Here is a 14,406-nt window from a genome sequence, read left to right on the forward strand (position 1 = left end):
GCCGGATTGGCCGAAAGAGCACTCGCCCAGCCGCCGAACCAATTTACAATCTCCGGAACCCCCAATCGTCATCGGCCTGCGTCATGTCCCACTTCCCGAAGCTGCTGTCCTCGCAGATCGCCTATGACGTGGCCCGCACGATGCTGGACGGGTTCGACAAGCATTACAGGCTGTTCCGCGAGGTCAGCCACCAGGCCAAGCTGAAGTTCGAGGGAGCCGACTGGCTTGGCCTGCAGCAACTGCAGCGCGACCGCATCGCCTTCTACAACGAGCGGGTGCGCGAGACCAGCGTGATCCTGGAAGATGAATACGACGCGGAGAATATCGAGGACGAGATCTGGCAGCAGATCAAGCTGCACTACATCGGGCTGCTGACCAACCATCACCAGCCGGAACTGGCCGAGACCTTCTTCAACTCGGTGTGCACGCGCATCCTGCACCGCTCGTATTTCAACAACGATTTCATCTTCGTGCGTCCGGCCATCTCGACCGAGTACATCGAGAACGAGGAGTCGCCCACCCGGCCGACCTTCCGCGCTTACTATCCGGGCAGCCGCAGCGGCATGGCGGCGTGCTTCGAGCGCATCGTCCACAACTTCCAGCTGGAGCGTCCGTTCGAGGATCTCACGCGCGATATCGGCTATGTGGTGCGCGCCGTCACCGAGTACTTCGGCGACTTCCGCATCGCGCCGAATTTCCAGATCCACGTGCTGTCGTCGCTGTTCTTCCGCAACAAGTCGGCCTTCATCATCGGCCGCATCCTGAACGCCGACCGCACCTTTCCGCTGGCGATTCCCATCGTGCACACGCCCGACGGCAAGCTGTCGCTCGACACGGTGCTGCTGAAAAAGGTGCAGTTGCTGATCCTGTTCTCCTTCACGCATTCCTACTTCATGGTGGACATGGAGATCCCGTCGGCGTACGTGACCTTCCTGCGCGACATCATGCCGCGCAAGCCGCGTGCGGAGATCTATACCTCGCTGGGTTTGCAGAAGCAGGGCAAGAACCTGTTCTACCGGGACTTCCTGCATCACCTGCAGCACTCCTCCGACAGGTTCATCAGCGCGCCCGGCATCAAGGGCCTGGTCATGCTGGTGTTCACGCTGCCGTCGTATCCTTACGTGTTCAAGGTGATCAAGGATTACTTCCCGGCGCCCAAGGAGACCACCCGCGAGCTGATCAAGTCGAAGTACCAGCTGGTCAAGCAGCACGATCGCGTGGGCCGCATGGCCGATACGCTGGAGTATTCCGACGTGGCCTTCCCGCTGTCGCGCTTCGACGATGCACTGGTGCGCGAGCTGGAGCTGGACGCGCCGTCGATGATCGAGTACCAGCGCGGCAAGGACGGCGGCGAGGAAATCGTGGTGCGCCACGTCTACATCGAACGCCGCATGACGCCGCTCAATATCTGGCTGCAGGAAGGCACCGACGCGCAGGTCGAGCACGGCATCGTCGAGTACGGCAACGCCATCAAGGAGCTGATCGCCGCGAATATCTTCCCCGGCGACATGCTCTACAAGAACTTCGGCGTCACGCGCCACGGCCGCGTGGTGTTCTACGACTACGATGAGATCGAATACATGACGGACACCAACGTCCGCCACGTGCCGAAGCCGCGTAACGAGGAGGAAGAGATGTCGGGCGAGGCCTGGTACAGCGTGGGCCGCCACGATATCTTTCCCGAGACCTATCGCAGCTTCCTGCTGGGCGACCCGCGTGTGCGCGCCGCCTTCCTGCGCCACCATGAAGATTTCTTCGACCCCGCCATGTGGCAGGCTCACAAGGACCGGCTGCTGGCCGGCCAAATCCATGATTTCTATGCCTATGATGTTTCTGAACGCTTTATCCATCGCTATGCCGCCCGCAGCGGCGACGCCGCAGCGCACGCAAACCGCGATGAACACACTGCCGCAAGGAGGGTTGCATGAGTGACGCCATCGCCCAGCTCTTTCGCAACAACCGCGAGTGGGTGGACCGCGTCAACGCGGAAGACCCGGGCTTCTTCATGCGCCTGGCCAACCAGCAGGCGCCCGAGTACCTGTGGATCGGCTGCTCCGATTCGCGCGTGCCGGCCAACCAGATTCTCGGGCTGGCGCCCGGCGAGGTCTTTGTCCACCGCAATATCGCCAACGTCATCGCCCATAGCGATCTCAACGCGCTGTCGGTGATCCAGTTCGCGGTGGAAGTGCTCAAGGTGCGCCACATCACCGTGGTGGGCCACTACGGCTGCGGCGGCGTCAAGGTCGCGCTCAAGCGCGAGCGCATCGGCCTGGCCGACAACTGGCTGCGCCATGTGCGCGATGTGGCGGACAAGCATGGCGCTTACCTCGGCACCATCACCCGCGAGGAAGACGCGCATACGCGGCTGTGCGAGCTGAACGTGATCGAGCAGGTCAGCAACGTCTGCCAGACCACGGTGCTGCAGGATGCCTGGGACCGTGGCCAGCAGATCACCGTGCACGGCTGGGTCTACGGCGTGTCCGACGGCCTGCTGCGCGACCTGGGCATGGCCGCCAGCAACAACGACGAACTGCACGCACAGCTCGAAGCCGCCTACCGCCAGTTCGGCGATCCGCCGCAGGCGTCGATCCGCTAGGCACCGGCCGGAAGCACGAAGAGATTCAGGAAGAGCCAACCATCGCCGCCACGTATTGCGCCCCGTCAGCGCCCCATCAGCGCCCCTAATCCCTGGAGACATCCCATGCATGATCCCATTGTCATCGTATCCGCCGCCCGCACCCCGATGGCGGCCTTCCAGGGCGAGTTCGCCGCCCTGACCGCGCCGCAACTGGGCGCCACCGCCATCCGCGCCGCGGTGGAGCGCGCCGGCCTCAAGCCGGAGCAGATCGAGGAAGTGGTGTTCGGCTGCGTGCTGCCCGCCGGGCAGGGCCAGGCGCCGGCACGGCAGGCGGCGCTGGGCGCCGGGCTGCCGCTTGGCGTGGGCTGCACCACGGTCAACAAGATGTGCGGCTCCGGCATGCGCGCCGCCATGAACGTGCACGATGCGCTGATCGCGGGCTCGTTCGAGATCGCCGTCGCCGGCGGCATGGAGAGCATGACCAATGCCCCTTACCTGGTGCCCAAGGGCCGCGGCGGCTACCGCATCGGCCACGGCATGATCTTCGACCACATGATGCTGGACGGCCTGGAAGACGCCTATATCAAGGACGAGAAGGGCGGCGGGCGCTCGATGGGCACCTTCGGCGAGGACTGCGCGGCCAAGTACAACTTTACCCGCGCGGCACAGGACGAGTTCGCCATGGAGAGCGTGCGGCGCGCCCAGCAGGCCACCGAGCGCGGCGACTTCCGCTGGGAGATCGCGCCGGTGACCGTGCCGGGCCGTGGCGGCGACACCGTCATCGACACCGATGAAGGCCCGCGCCGCATCAAGCTCGACAAGATTCCGTCGCTCAAGCCGGCCTTTGCCAGGGACGGCACCATTACCGCCGCGTCGTCCTCGTCGATCAACGACGGTGCCGCCGCGCTGGTGATGATGCGCGAATCCACCGCCATGCGCCTCGGCCTGGTGCCGCTGGCCCGCATGCTGGGGCACACTACCCACGCGCAGGCACCCGGCTGGTTCACCACCGCGCCGGTGGAAGCCATCAACAAGCTCTACCGCAAGCTCGACTGGACCACCGACAGCGTCGACCTGTTCGAGATCAACGAGGCGTTCGCCGTGGTGCCGATGGCCGCCATGCACGACCTCGGGATCCCGCGCGACAAGGTCAACATCCACGGCGGCGCCTGCGCGCTCGGCCACCCGATCGGCGCCTCCGGCGCGCGCATCATGGCCACGCTGATCGGCGCGCTGCGCAAGACCGGCGGCAAGCGCGGCGTGGCCAGCCTGTGCATCGGCGGCGGCGAAGCCACCGCGGTGGGGCTGGAGATCGTCTGAACCCGCGGCATCGACCGCAACCGAGTGGCTGCCGCCTCCGCGCGGCAGCAGGGCCGCAACCAACGTAGAAGGAGTATCGCCTTGCCAACTGCTCTGATCCTGGGTGCCTCGCGCGGCATCGGTCTCGAATTCGTCCGCCAGTACCGCGCCGAAGGCTGGCGGGTACTGGCCGTTGCGCGCAGCGACGATGGCATGAAGGCCATCGAGGCGCTCGGCGCCGAGGCGCTGCGCGCCGACCTGACCGACCCGGGTCAGGTCGCCGGGCTGGGCTGGAAGCTGGACGGCGAGTCCATCGACGTGGCGATCTACAACGCCGGCGTGATCGGCCCGCGCACGGAAAGCGCGCAGCCCGTGACCCGCGAGGACTTCGACAAGGTGATGCATGTCAATGTGCTGGGGCCGATGATGGCGCTGCCGCTGCTGCTGCCGATGGTCGAAACCGGGCGTGCGGGCAAGGGCGGCGTGCTGGCGGTGCTGGCCTCGCGCATGGGCAGCATCGGCACGATGGACAGCAACCGCAGCTGGCTCTACCGGGTCAGCAAGGCCGCGGCCAACGCGGCGCTCAAGGCGATCTCGCTCGATGCGCGCCATGCCACCTGCCTGGCCTTCCACCCTGGCTGGGTGCAGACCGAGATGGGCGGCAAGGAAGCCGACCTCACGCCGCAGCAGAGCGTCTCCGGCATGCGCGCCGTGATCGCCGGCGCGACCCGCCAGGACAATGGCGGCTTTCGCAACTACGATGGGAGCGCGATCCCGTGGTGAGCGCCACGGTCGTTGCATCCTTCGTCACGCCCGCAGCGGCGACAACCTTGGTGACTTGACATGCTGCTCACGCCAGAACAGGAAATGATCCGCGACGCCGTGCGCCAGTTCGCGCAGCAGGAGATCGCGCCGCACGCCGCCGCCTGGGATCGCGACAAGACCTTCCCGCAGGCGGTGCACCGCGAGCTGGCCGCGCTGGGCGCGTACGGCGTGGCGGTGCCCGAGCAATACGGCGGGGCCGGGCTCGACTATCTGTCGCTGGCCTTGATCCTCGAGGAAATCGCCGCCGGCGACGGCGGCACCTCCACCGTCATCAGCGTCAACAACTGCCCGGTGTGCAGCATGTTGATGGCCTTTGCCAGCGAGGCGCAGAAGCAGCAGTGGCTGGTGCCGCTGGCGCGCGGCGAGATGCTGGGCGCCTTCTGCCTGACCGAGCCCCACGTGGGATCCGATGCCGCGGCGCTGCGCACCAGCGCGGTACGGGACGGCGACGACTACGTGCTCAACGGCGTCAAGCAATTCATCACCAGCGGCAAGAACGCCGATGTGGCGATCGTGCTTGCCGTGACCGACAAGGCAGCGGGCAAGCGTGGCATCAGCGCTTTCCTTGTGCCGACCTCCACGCCCGGCTACATCGTGGCGCGGCTTGAGGAGAAGCTCGGCCAGCATTCGTCGGACACCGCGCAGATCCTGTTCGAGAATTGCCGCGTGCCCGCCGCCAATATGCTCGGCGAGGAAGGCGCCGGCTACAGGATGGCGCTCTCCGGGCTGGAAGGCGGGCGCATCGGCATCGCCTCGCAGAGCATCGGCATGGCGCGCGCCGCGTTCGAGGCGGCCCTGGCCTACGCCAAGGAGCGCGAGAGCTTCGGCCAGCCGCTGTTCGCGCACCAGGCGGTGCAGTTCCGCCTGGCCGACATGGCGACCAGGATCGAGGTGGCGCGGCAGATGGTGTGGCACGCCGCATCGCTCAAGGATGCGGGGCGGCCTTGCCTGAAGGAAGCCGCGATGGCCAAGCTGTATGCCAGCGAGATGGCGGAGGAGGTCTGCTCCGCCGCTATCCAGGTCTTCGGCGGCTACGGCTATGTCAGCGATTTCCCGGTCGAGCGCATCTACCGTGATGTGCGCGTCTGCCAGATCTACGAAGGCACCAGCGATATCCAGAAGATACTGATCGCGCGGGCGCTGGCCTGAAGACGGTTGTTTGCCCAGTACCGAAGTACCGAAGTACCGAAGTACCGAAGTACCGAAGTACCGAAGTACCGAAGTACCGAAGTACCGAAGTACCGAAGTACCGAAGTACCGAACCCACACGGCCAGACGCCAGGAGCCCCCCCAGACAATGACTGCTGCCATCGACTTCTACTTCGATTTTTCTTCGCCCTACGGCTATTTCGCCAGCACCCGCATCGACGAGCTGGCGCGGAAATACGGGCGCGACGTCGCATGGCATCCGATCCTGCTCGGCGTGGTCTTCAAGACCACCGGCGGCTCGCCCTTGCCGCAAGTGCCGCTCAAGGGCGACTACGCGTGGCTCGATTTCGAGCGCACCGCGCGCTTCCACGATATCGAATACAGGCGCCCAACGCACTTCCCCCTGCCGACCACGCAAGCCGCGCGCGCCATGCTGTGGCTGCAGAACCATCATGGCAGCGATATCGCGATTGCGTTCGCCAAGGCGGTCTATCACGCCTTGTTCCTGGAAGACATCAACATCAGCGAACCGGCGGAGCTGGTGAAGCTGGCCGAGCCGCTGGGCATCGACGCGCACGCCATGGATGCCGGCGCCAGCAGCGTCCAGATCAAGGACCAGCTCAAGGCCGAGATCGAAGCGGCCATGGCCAGGGGCGTGTTCGGCTCCCCCTTCGTGATCATCGACGGCGAGCCGTTCTGGGGTTTCGACCGCTTGGACCAGATCGAGGCGCATCTCAAGAGCAGGCGCCCGACGGCACTGCGCGCGGTGGCCGGCACGGATGGCAATACAATCAGCAACACAGACAGCAACACAGACAGCAACACAGACATCAGCAAGGAAAAGAAGCCTGCATGAACATCAGCAACAAGCCGGTCCGCCACCCCCGTTTCGACTGCGTGATTTTCGACTGCGACGGCGTGCTCGTCGACAGCGAGCCCATCGTCAACCGCGTGCTCAACGAGATGCTCAACGAACTCGGCATCCGCATCTCGATCGAGGAATCCACCAAATGGTTCCTCGGCCGCGCGGTGCGCGAGGAGCTCGAGAATATCGAGCGCAGGCGCGGCGCGCCGTTGCCGGAGAACTGGCTGTCGCATTGGTTCGTGCGGCGCAATGCGGTGCTGGAGGCGGAGGTGCAGGCGGTGGCGCACGTGCGTGAGGCGGTCTCGGCGATCGCCGCCACGGGCCTGCCCATCTGCGTGGCGTCAGGCGCGGATCGCATCAAGGTCAAGCTGCAGCTGACCCGCACCGGGCTGGTCGAGCTGTTCCAGCGGGACGAGCGCGAGCATATCTTCTCGTCCACCGAAGTCGAGCGCAGCAAGCCGGCACCCGACGTATACCTGCTGGCGGCGCGCACCATGAACGTGGACCCGGAGCGCTGCGTGGTGATCGAGGATAGCCCGACGGGCGTGACCGCCGGCGTTGCCGCGGGCATGACGGTGCTCGGCTACGCCGCGCGCAATGCCGCCGAAACGCTGGTGGCGGCCGGTGCCGGCACCATCTTTACCGATATGCGCGAGTTGCCGGGGCTGATCGGATGAAGGCGCGCGCGTCCGGCGCCGGCACCGGCGGCTGTCCCTGCGGCGGCGGGGACTATGCCACCTGCTGCGGGCGCTTCCATCGCGGCGAGGCGTTGCCGGGCAACGCCGAGCAGCTGATGCGCTCGCGCTATAGCGCCTATGTGCTGGGCGACGTGGACTGGCTGCGCCATACCTGGCATCCGTCCACCTGCCCGGCTGACCTCGCGCCCGACACCGGCACGCGCTGGCTCGGGCTGGCGGTCAAGGCGCACGCGCAGCAGGACGAGACGCACGCCGAGGTGGAGTTCGTGGCGCGCTACAAGGTGGGCGGGCGCGCCTGGCGGCTGCACGAGCGCAGCCGCTTCGTACGCGAGGCGCGCGGCGCGGGAGAGGCGCCGCGCTGGCTTTATGTGGATGGCGAAATGCTGGGGGAGAAACCATGACGGAATCGAAGGCCACTACAGGTACCGCATCGAGCGCCGACTATCTGCTGTACGGCTTCGCGCAATCCGGCAACAGCTACAAGGTGGCGCTGCTGCTGGAAACCGTCGGCGTGCAGCGCGGCCGCAAGCTGTGGACGCCGCGCTTCGTCGATTACTTCAATGGCGAGACGCACACGCCGGCGTATCGCGCCATCAATGAGATGGGCGAGGCGCCGGTGCTGGAGTTCGACGGCCGGCGGCTGTCGCAATCAGGCGCCATCCTCGACGTGCTGGCGCAGCGGCTCGGCGCCTATGGCCCCGCCGACGATGCCGAGCGCATCGAAGTGCTGCGCTGGCTGCTGTTCGACAACCACAAGTTCAGCTCCTATACCGCGACCTACCGCTTTCTGCGCACCTTCGCCAAGGCGCCGGACCCGGCGGTACTGCAGTTCCTGCGGCAGCGCTGCGAAGGCGCATGGAACGTGCTCAACACGCATTTGTCGGGGCGCGCCCATGTGCTTGGCGAGCGGCTTACCATTGCCGATTTTTCGCTGGCGGGCTACGTCTTCTTCGACGACGAGATCGGCGTGCACTGGCGCAAGGAATATCCGCACATCCACGCCTGGACCGAGCGGCTGCGCGCGCTGCCGGGCTGGCAGCATCCCTATACGCTCCTGCCCGGCCATCCGCTGCCGAAACGCGCCGGCTGAGCGGGTGGGCGCCGGGGCGGCGGGTCGGCTGGAACCGGGCGGGCAAATCTGGGAGCAGGCAATGGTGAGACGGATCGCGGCTGGACTGGCCTTGGCGCTGGTATTCGTGACAGGCGGCCATGCGCGTGCCCAAGAGGGCGCCTCTTCGCCTTCGCGGGCCCCGGCGCTGGCGGAGCAGATTACGATGATCCCCAAGCCGGGCGCGATATTCTCGGTGGAGCTGGAGACCACCGTCTTCAAGCCACCCGGCGACGGCCCGTTTCCCCTGATCGTGCTCAATCATGGCAAGGCGTCCGGCAAGCCGGCATTCCAGCCGCGCGCACGCTATTTCGCCCAGAGCGCTGAATTCGTCAAGCGCGGCTACGTGGTGGCGATACCGATGCGCCAGGGCTTTTCCAAGTCCGGCGGCGCCTATATCGGCGGCGGCTGCAATGTGGAAAGCAACGGCCTGGTGCAGGCCGAGGACGTGGTCGCCACGCTCGACTACATGGTCAGGCAGCCCTATGTCGACAAGACCCGCATCGTCGTCATTGGCCAGTCGCACGGCGGGCTGACCACCATGGCCTTCAGCACCATTGCGTACCCGGGCGTGCTCGGCGTCGTCAATTTCGCCGGCGGGCTGCGCGATGAATCCTGCGCCCGCTGGGAGTTCAACCTGGTTGATGCGTTTGGCGACTATGGCAAGCAGGCGCACTATCCCTCGCTGTGGATGTACGGCGATAACGACAGCTACTGGCCGCAGCCGTTGCCCACGAAGATGTTTGAAGCCTACAAGGCGCAGGTGCACGGTGCTGCCGCGAACACGCACATGGTGGACTTCGGCGCGTTCGCGGGCGATTCGCACACGATGTTCGGCAGCCGGGCCGGCTTGCCCATCTGGCTGCCGGAAGTGGGGCGGTTCTTCAAGGAGATCGGGCTTCCCTTCGATCCCCAGCCATGACTGCGAAGGTCGAAATGCGCGCACTGGCGGAAGGTTTACCCCAGGTTTGCCCCGGATTTCCCCCGATAGCGGCAAACACCGGCGGCACCGGGTGTGAAGATAAGGGCATGGCGACATGGGGATACGTGCCTGATGCGCCCTTCTCCGCGTATTTTCGCTTAACGCGCCGCCAACGTGTAAATCCGGCGCTGTTTGCCAAGTTGCCTGGTAGCTCCCTACCATGACTCTCCCCAACCCGCACGCAAGTGCCGCCACGCCGGGCTCAGCCCGGCCGGGCAGGCCAGCGCGCGGTCAATAAAGGAGGGTTTCCTTGGAAGACCAGTCCAATTCCGCATCCCCGGCGACGGCCGCGCCGCTCACGCTGGGCGAGCGCAGCCTGCGCGCCGTCTGGCATCCGTGCACGCCGCTGCGGCCCGATGCCGGCGAGCCGCCGCTGGCCATCGCCCGTGGCCAAGGCCCTTGGCTGTACGACACCGGCGGGCAGCGTTATTTCGACGCCACCAGTTCCTGGTGGGTCAACCTGTTCGGCCACGCCAATCCCGATATCAACGCCGCGCTGCGCGAGCAGCTCGACACGCTGGAGCACGTGATGCTGGCCGGCTGCACGCATGCACCGGCAGTGGAGCTTGGCGAGCGGCTGTCGGCACTGACCGGCGGCGCGCTCGGCCATGCGTTCTATGCCAGCGACGGCGCCTCCGCCGTCGAGATCGCGCTGAAGATGAGCTTCCACTACTGGCGCAATGCCGGCCTGGGTGGCAAGCGCGAATTCATCTGCCTGCGCCACGGCTACCACGGCGAGACCGTGGGGGCGCTGGCGGTGACCGACGTGGCGATCTTCCGCGATGCCTACGATCCGATGCTGATGCGCTCGCACGTGGTGATGTCGCCCGACGCGCGCCAGGCCGCCCCGGGCGAGAGCGCGGCGCAGGTGGCGCAGCGCGCGCTGGACGAACTGGAGGCGCTGCTGCAGGCGCGCGGCGGGCAGGTCGCTGCGCTCATCATCGAACCGCTGGTGCAATGCGCCGCCGGCATGGCGATGCACGATCCGCTCTACCTGGAAGGCGTGCGCGCGCTGTGCGACCGCTACCGCGTGCACCTGATCGCCGACGAGATCGCGGTCGGCTGCGGCCGCACCGGCACCTTCTTCGCCTGGGAGCAGGCGCGCGGCGCCGGCGATGCATCCGGCGGACCGCTGCCGGCGCACCTGTGGCCCGATTTCCTGTGCCTGTCCAAAGGCATCAGCGGCGGCTACCTGCCGCTCTCCCTGGTGCTGTCCCGCAGTGCCATCCAGCAGGCCTTCGTTGCCGGCGAGCGGGACCCGGACCGCGCCCGCAGCTTCCTGCACTCGCATTCCTACACCGGCAACCCGCTCGCCTGCCGCGCGGCGCTGGCCACGCTGGACCTGTTCGCCCGGCAAGACGTGGTCGCGCAAAACCGGCAGCGCGCGCAGTGGCTCGCGCAAGCCATGGCAGGGCTGGCCGCCGATGCCCGGCTGGAGCACGTGCGACAGCGCGGGCTGATCTGGGCCGCCGACGTGCGCGAGGCATACGCCGCGAACGCGGGTGAATTCGCCGCGCGCTTCCATCATGCCGCGCGTGCGCACGGCGTGCTGATCCGGCCGATCGGACGCACGCTCTACGTCATGCCGCCCTATGTGTTCGATGCGCAGATGGCGCAGTGGCTGGCCGGCCAGCTACACGCCACGCTCGACACGGTACTGGCCGGCAGCACCGCCGCGCCCACGGAGAATTGCCATGCTGCTTGAACACCTGACCCTGGCTGCCGCCGAGCGCGACCAACAGGCACTGACGCGGCGCCGCCGCACCGCGTACTCCGCCTGCGCCCCGCACCAGGCGGTGAGCGATGCCGGCGGCGACGAATTGCACTCCTTGCTGACGTTCTGCAGCAACGACTACCTGGGCCTCGCCAACCATCCCGCGCTGATCGCGGCGATGGCGGAGGGCGCACACCAGTTCGGCGCGGGCAGCGGGGCATCCCACCTGGTGAGCGGGCATTCGCTGGCCCACCACCGGCTCGAGAGCGAACTGGCTGAGTGGTTCGCGCCGCATATCCCGCATGCCCGCGCGCTGTACTTCTGCACCGGCTATATGGCCAATATGGGGGTGCTGACCGCGCTGGGCAGCGCCGATGCCACGCTGTTCTGCGAAGAGCTCAACCACGCCTCGCTGATCGACGGCGCCCGCCTGGCGCGCGCCGAAATCCGCCGGTATGCCCACCGCAACGTGGCCGAGCTGGATGGCCTGCTGTGCGCCAGCAGCAGCCCGCTCAAGCTGATCGTTACGGACAGCGTGTTCAGCATGGACGGCGATCTCGCGCCGCTGACCGAACTGCTGACGCTGGCCGAGCGGCATGACGCGTGGATCATCGTCGACGACGCGCATGGATTCGGCGTGCTGGGCGAACAAGGCCGCGGCGTGCTGGAGCACCTTGGCCTGACTTCGCCGCGCCTGATCTACATCGGCACCCTGGGCAAGGCCGCCGGCGTGGCGGGCGCCTTCGTGGCCGCGCACGAGACCATCATCGAGCACCTGGTCAATACCGCGCGGCAATACATCTACACCACGGCCGCGCCGCCGGCGGTGGCGCACGCCTTGTCCGCGAGCCTGGCGCTGATCGCCGGCGACGAAGGGCGGCAACGCCGCGCGCACCTCGGCACGCTGATCCGCGCGCTGCGCGCCGGGCTGGCCGACCTGACCCGCGCCGCGGGCTGGCGCCTGGGCGAGAGCGCCACCGCGATCCAGCCCGTGATCGTGGGCGACAACATGGCCGCGCTGGCACTGTCCGCGGCGCTGGAGGCCGATGGCATCCGCGTCGGCGCGATCCGTCCGCCCACCGTGCCGATGGGCACGGCGCGCCTGCGCATCACGCTGTCGGCCTCGCACACGCTGGCGGATGTCGAGCGCTTGCTGGCCAGCCTGGGCAGCGTGATGCCGCTCACGGAGGCGTCATGAGCGCGCGCGCACCCATCGCCTGCTTCGTCACGGGCACCGACACGGGCGTCGGCAAGACGCACGCCAGCGCCACCTTGCTGCATGCGCTGCGCGCCGCCGGCCACGGCGCGGTCGGCATGAAGCCGGTAGCGAGCGGCAGCGAATGGCGCGGCGACCATTGGCATAACGATGACGTGGCGCAGCTGCGCGACGCCAGTGCGGTGACCGTGCCGCAGGCGCTGACCTGCCCCTTCCTGTTGCGCACGCCGGCCTCGCCGCACCTCGCTGCCGCCATCGAAGGCGCGCGCATCACGCGTGAGCCGATTCGTACCGCCTTTGCCGCGCTGCAGGCGCAGGCCGATGCGGTGGTGGTGGAAGGCGTCGGCGGCTTTCGCGTGCCGCTCGACGGGGCGCCGCGGGAAGAGGGGGGCTGGGACACCGCCGACCTTGCCGTGATGCTCGGCCTGCCGGTGCTGCTGGTGGTGGGCATCCGCCTGGGCTGCATCAGCCATGCGCTGCTCACCGCAGAAGCCATACGCGCGCGCGGCCTGCACCTGGCCGGCTGGATCGCCAACCGTATCGACCCGGCCATGGACCTCGCCGACGAGAACATCGACACGCTGCGCGCTGCGCTGGGTGCTCCGCACCTCGGCACGCTGCCGTGGCAGGTCGCGCCGGCCGATGCCGCCGGACAGCTCGCGCTGGCGCCGCTGATTGCCGCCTGCCATGCCGGCACCACGGGCGTCGCCGCCTGAGCGCGCGCCAGCCAGATTACCGATAACACAGCAAGCATTACCGGAACAGAGAACGAATATGACCACTCCCCACGCACCCGACACCGTCGCCACCATTTCCGCCGACGCCCTGCGCCAGACCGCCCGCCGCTTCACCGAGACCGCGCCGGACGCCAGGCCCGGCGACTGGACCGTGGCCGAAGTCGCCGCGCTGTATGCGCTGCCGTTCAACGACCTGCTGTTCCGCGCACAACAGGTGCACCGCGAGCATTTCGACGCCAACGCTGTGCAGCTCTCGACGCTGCTGTCGATCAAGACGGGCGGCTGCGAAGAGGATTGCGGCTACTGCCCGCAGAGCGCACACCACGATGCGGGCGTCACGGCCGGCAAGCTGATGGCGCTCGATGAAGTGCTGGAAGCCGCGCGCGCCGCCAAGGCCAGCGGCGCCGGCCGCTTCTGCATGGGCGCCGCCTGGCGCAGCCCCAAGGACCGCCACCTGGAGCCGGTGATCGAGATGGTGAAGGAGGTCAAGGCCATGGGGCTGGAGACCTGCGTCACGCTCGGCATGCTTGAGGCCGAGCAGGCACAGCGCCTGAAGGACGCCGGGCTGGATTACTACAACCACAACCTCGATACCTCACCCGAGTTCTACGGCGAGATCATCGGCACCCGCACCTACCAGGACCGCCTGGACACCATCGGCCATGTGCGCGAGGCGGGCATCAACGTGTGCTGCGGCGGCATCGTCGGCATGGGCGAATCGCGCGAAGCGCGCGCCGGGCTGATCGCGCAGCTCGCCAACCTCGATCCGTATCCGGAGTCGGTGCCCATCAACAACCTGGTGGCGGTCAAGGGCACGCCGCTGGCCGACACGCCGCCGATCGACCCGTTCGAGTTCGTCCGCACCATCGCGGTGGCGCGCATCACCATGCCGCGCGCCATGGTGCGCCTGTCCGCCGGGCGCGAAACCATGGACGATGCGCTGCAGGCGCTGTGTTTCATGGCCGGCGCCAATTCCATCTTCTACGGCGACCGGCTGCTGACCACCGCCAACCCCCAGGCCGACCGTGACCGCGCCCTGCTGGCCCGGCTCGATATTCGCACCGAGGGCTACGCAGGGTAAGCGCGCGACGCTGTTATCCGGCGCCCATGCCGTGCCGATCTCGGCACCCGTCGCGCCCCCGGGCAGGTCCATGCGGAAGGTGATACCTTTGTTCCTTGCAGCGGCCACCGCCTGTTGGCGCCTTCCCGGATCGACCCGCTCGCGCATGCCGCGC

Annotated in this window: 14 protein-coding genes; all 14 read left to right on the forward strand. The window is 67.5% G+C overall.

What is annotated here, in order from left to right; translation table 11 throughout:
• The first annotated feature begins 83 nt into the window (after positions 1-83).
• The 14 genes from aceK to bioB all read left to right on the forward strand — a co-directional run bounded on the left by aceK (position 84) and on the right by bioB (position 14,252).
• A complete protein-coding gene (gene aceK, locus AC1DQ3_RS04580) occupies positions 84-1,928 on the forward strand; it encodes a bifunctional isocitrate dehydrogenase kinase/phosphatase (protein ID WP_477118993.1) in 1,845 nt (614 codons plus the stop codon).
• The gene (gene can, locus AC1DQ3_RS04585) at positions 1,925-2,596 is read left to right on the forward strand and encodes a carbonate dehydratase (RefSeq protein ID WP_477118994.1); all 672 of its coding nucleotides are present in this window, start codon (positions 1,925-1,927) and stop codon (positions 2,594-2,596) included. The genes aceK and can overlap by 4 nt, the downstream gene beginning before the upstream one ends.
• A 105-nt stretch (positions 2,597-2,701) precedes the next feature.
• Complete coding sequence (locus tag AC1DQ3_RS04590) at positions 2,702-3,898, forward strand: acetyl-CoA C-acetyltransferase (RefSeq protein ID WP_477118995.1); 1,197 nt, start codon at positions 2,702-2,704, stop codon at positions 3,896-3,898.
• Between the two features lie 81 nt (positions 3,899-3,979).
• Positions 3,980-4,660, forward strand: a complete 681-nt coding sequence (locus tag AC1DQ3_RS04595) for an SDR family oxidoreductase (protein ID WP_477118996.1) — start codon at positions 3,980-3,982, stop codon at positions 4,658-4,660.
• Positions 4,661-4,720: 60 nt separating this feature from the next.
• The gene (locus AC1DQ3_RS04600; protein WP_477118997.1) at positions 4,721-5,851 is read left to right on the forward strand and encodes an acyl-CoA dehydrogenase family protein; all 1,131 of its coding nucleotides are present in this window, start codon (positions 4,721-4,723) and stop codon (positions 5,849-5,851) included.
• Positions 5,852-5,999: 148 nt separating this feature from the next.
• Positions 6,000-6,707 (forward strand): DsbA family protein, encoded by a 708-nt coding sequence (locus tag AC1DQ3_RS04605; RefSeq protein ID WP_477118998.1) that lies wholly within the window; start codon positions 6,000-6,002, stop codon positions 6,705-6,707.
• Positions 6,704-7,393 (forward strand): HAD family hydrolase, encoded by a 690-nt coding sequence (locus AC1DQ3_RS04610; protein WP_477118999.1) that lies wholly within the window; start codon positions 6,704-6,706, stop codon positions 7,391-7,393. The genes AC1DQ3_RS04605 and AC1DQ3_RS04610 overlap by 4 nt, the downstream gene beginning before the upstream one ends.
• Positions 7,390-7,815: a YchJ family metal-binding protein gene (locus AC1DQ3_RS04615; RefSeq protein ID WP_477119000.1), complete on the forward strand. Its 426-nt coding sequence runs from the start codon at positions 7,390-7,392 to the stop codon at positions 7,813-7,815. Before AC1DQ3_RS04610 ends, AC1DQ3_RS04615 begins: the two co-directional genes overlap by 4 nt.
• A complete protein-coding gene (locus AC1DQ3_RS04620) occupies positions 7,812-8,504 on the forward strand; it encodes a glutathione S-transferase family protein (protein ID WP_477119001.1) in 693 nt (230 codons plus the stop codon). The genes AC1DQ3_RS04615 and AC1DQ3_RS04620 overlap by 4 nt, the downstream gene beginning before the upstream one ends.
• A 61-nt stretch (positions 8,505-8,565) precedes the next feature.
• On the forward strand, positions 8,566-9,444 hold the full coding sequence (locus tag AC1DQ3_RS04625; protein ID WP_477119002.1) for a dienelactone hydrolase family protein: 879 nt from the start codon (positions 8,566-8,568) through the stop codon (positions 9,442-9,444).
• Between the two features lie 310 nt (positions 9,445-9,754).
• Positions 9,755-11,209, forward strand: coding sequence for an adenosylmethionine--8-amino-7-oxononanoate transaminase (gene bioA / locus AC1DQ3_RS04630; protein ID WP_477119003.1), 1,455 nt, complete (start codon positions 9,755-9,757; stop codon positions 11,207-11,209).
• Positions 11,199-12,416 carry an 8-amino-7-oxononanoate synthase gene (bioF, locus tag AC1DQ3_RS04635; protein ID WP_477119004.1) on the forward strand — a complete coding sequence of 406 codons (1,218 nt, stop codon included), beginning with the start codon at positions 11,199-11,201 and terminating at the stop codon, positions 12,414-12,416. Before bioA ends, bioF begins: the two co-directional genes overlap by 11 nt.
• The gene (bioD, locus tag AC1DQ3_RS04640; RefSeq protein WP_477119005.1) at positions 12,413-13,150 is read left to right on the forward strand and encodes a dethiobiotin synthase; all 738 of its coding nucleotides are present in this window, start codon (positions 12,413-12,415) and stop codon (positions 13,148-13,150) included. The genes bioF and bioD overlap by 4 nt, the downstream gene beginning before the upstream one ends.
• A 58-nt stretch (positions 13,151-13,208) precedes the next feature.
• Positions 13,209-14,252: a biotin synthase BioB gene (bioB, locus tag AC1DQ3_RS04645; protein WP_477119006.1), complete on the forward strand. Its 1,044-nt coding sequence runs from the start codon at positions 13,209-13,211 to the stop codon at positions 14,250-14,252.
• Positions 14,253-14,406: the final 154 nt, after the last annotated feature.

Source organism: Cupriavidus sp. 01T418 (genome assembly GCF_056398885.1).

What these genes read in the sequence shown, in the direction of transcription:
- AC1DQ3_RS04625 (WP_477119002.1), top strand. Translation starts at nt 8,566, where the DNA reads ATGGTGAGACGGATCGCGGCTGGACTGGCCTTGGCGCTGGTATTCGTG.
- can (WP_477118994.1), top strand. Translation starts at nt 1,925, where the DNA reads ATGAGTGACGCCATCGCCCAGCTCTTTCGCAACAACCGCGAGTGGGTG.
- aceK (WP_477118993.1), top strand. Translation starts at nt 84, where the DNA reads ATGTCCCACTTCCCGAAGCTGCTGTCCTCGCAGATCGCCTATGACGTG.
- bioD (WP_477119005.1), top strand. Translation starts at nt 12,413, where the DNA reads ATGAGCGCGCGCGCACCCATCGCCTGCTTCGTCACGGGCACCGACACG.
- AC1DQ3_RS04590 (WP_477118995.1), top strand. Translation starts at nt 2,702, where the DNA reads ATGCATGATCCCATTGTCATCGTATCCGCCGCCCGCACCCCGATGGCG.
- AC1DQ3_RS04605 (WP_477118998.1), top strand. Translation starts at nt 6,000, where the DNA reads ATGACTGCTGCCATCGACTTCTACTTCGATTTTTCTTCGCCCTACGGC.
- AC1DQ3_RS04615 (WP_477119000.1), top strand. Translation starts at nt 7,390, where the DNA reads ATGAAGGCGCGCGCGTCCGGCGCCGGCACCGGCGGCTGTCCCTGCGGC.
- bioF (WP_477119004.1), top strand. Translation starts at nt 11,199, where the DNA reads ATGCTGCTTGAACACCTGACCCTGGCTGCCGCCGAGCGCGACCAACAG.
- AC1DQ3_RS04610 (WP_477118999.1), top strand. Translation starts at nt 6,704, where the DNA reads ATGAACATCAGCAACAAGCCGGTCCGCCACCCCCGTTTCGACTGCGTG.
- AC1DQ3_RS04600 (WP_477118997.1), top strand. Translation starts at nt 4,721, where the DNA reads ATGCTGCTCACGCCAGAACAGGAAATGATCCGCGACGCCGTGCGCCAG.
- bioB (WP_477119006.1), top strand. Translation starts at nt 13,209, where the DNA reads ATGACCACTCCCCACGCACCCGACACCGTCGCCACCATTTCCGCCGAC.
- AC1DQ3_RS04620 (WP_477119001.1), top strand. Translation starts at nt 7,812, where the DNA reads ATGACGGAATCGAAGGCCACTACAGGTACCGCATCGAGCGCCGACTAT.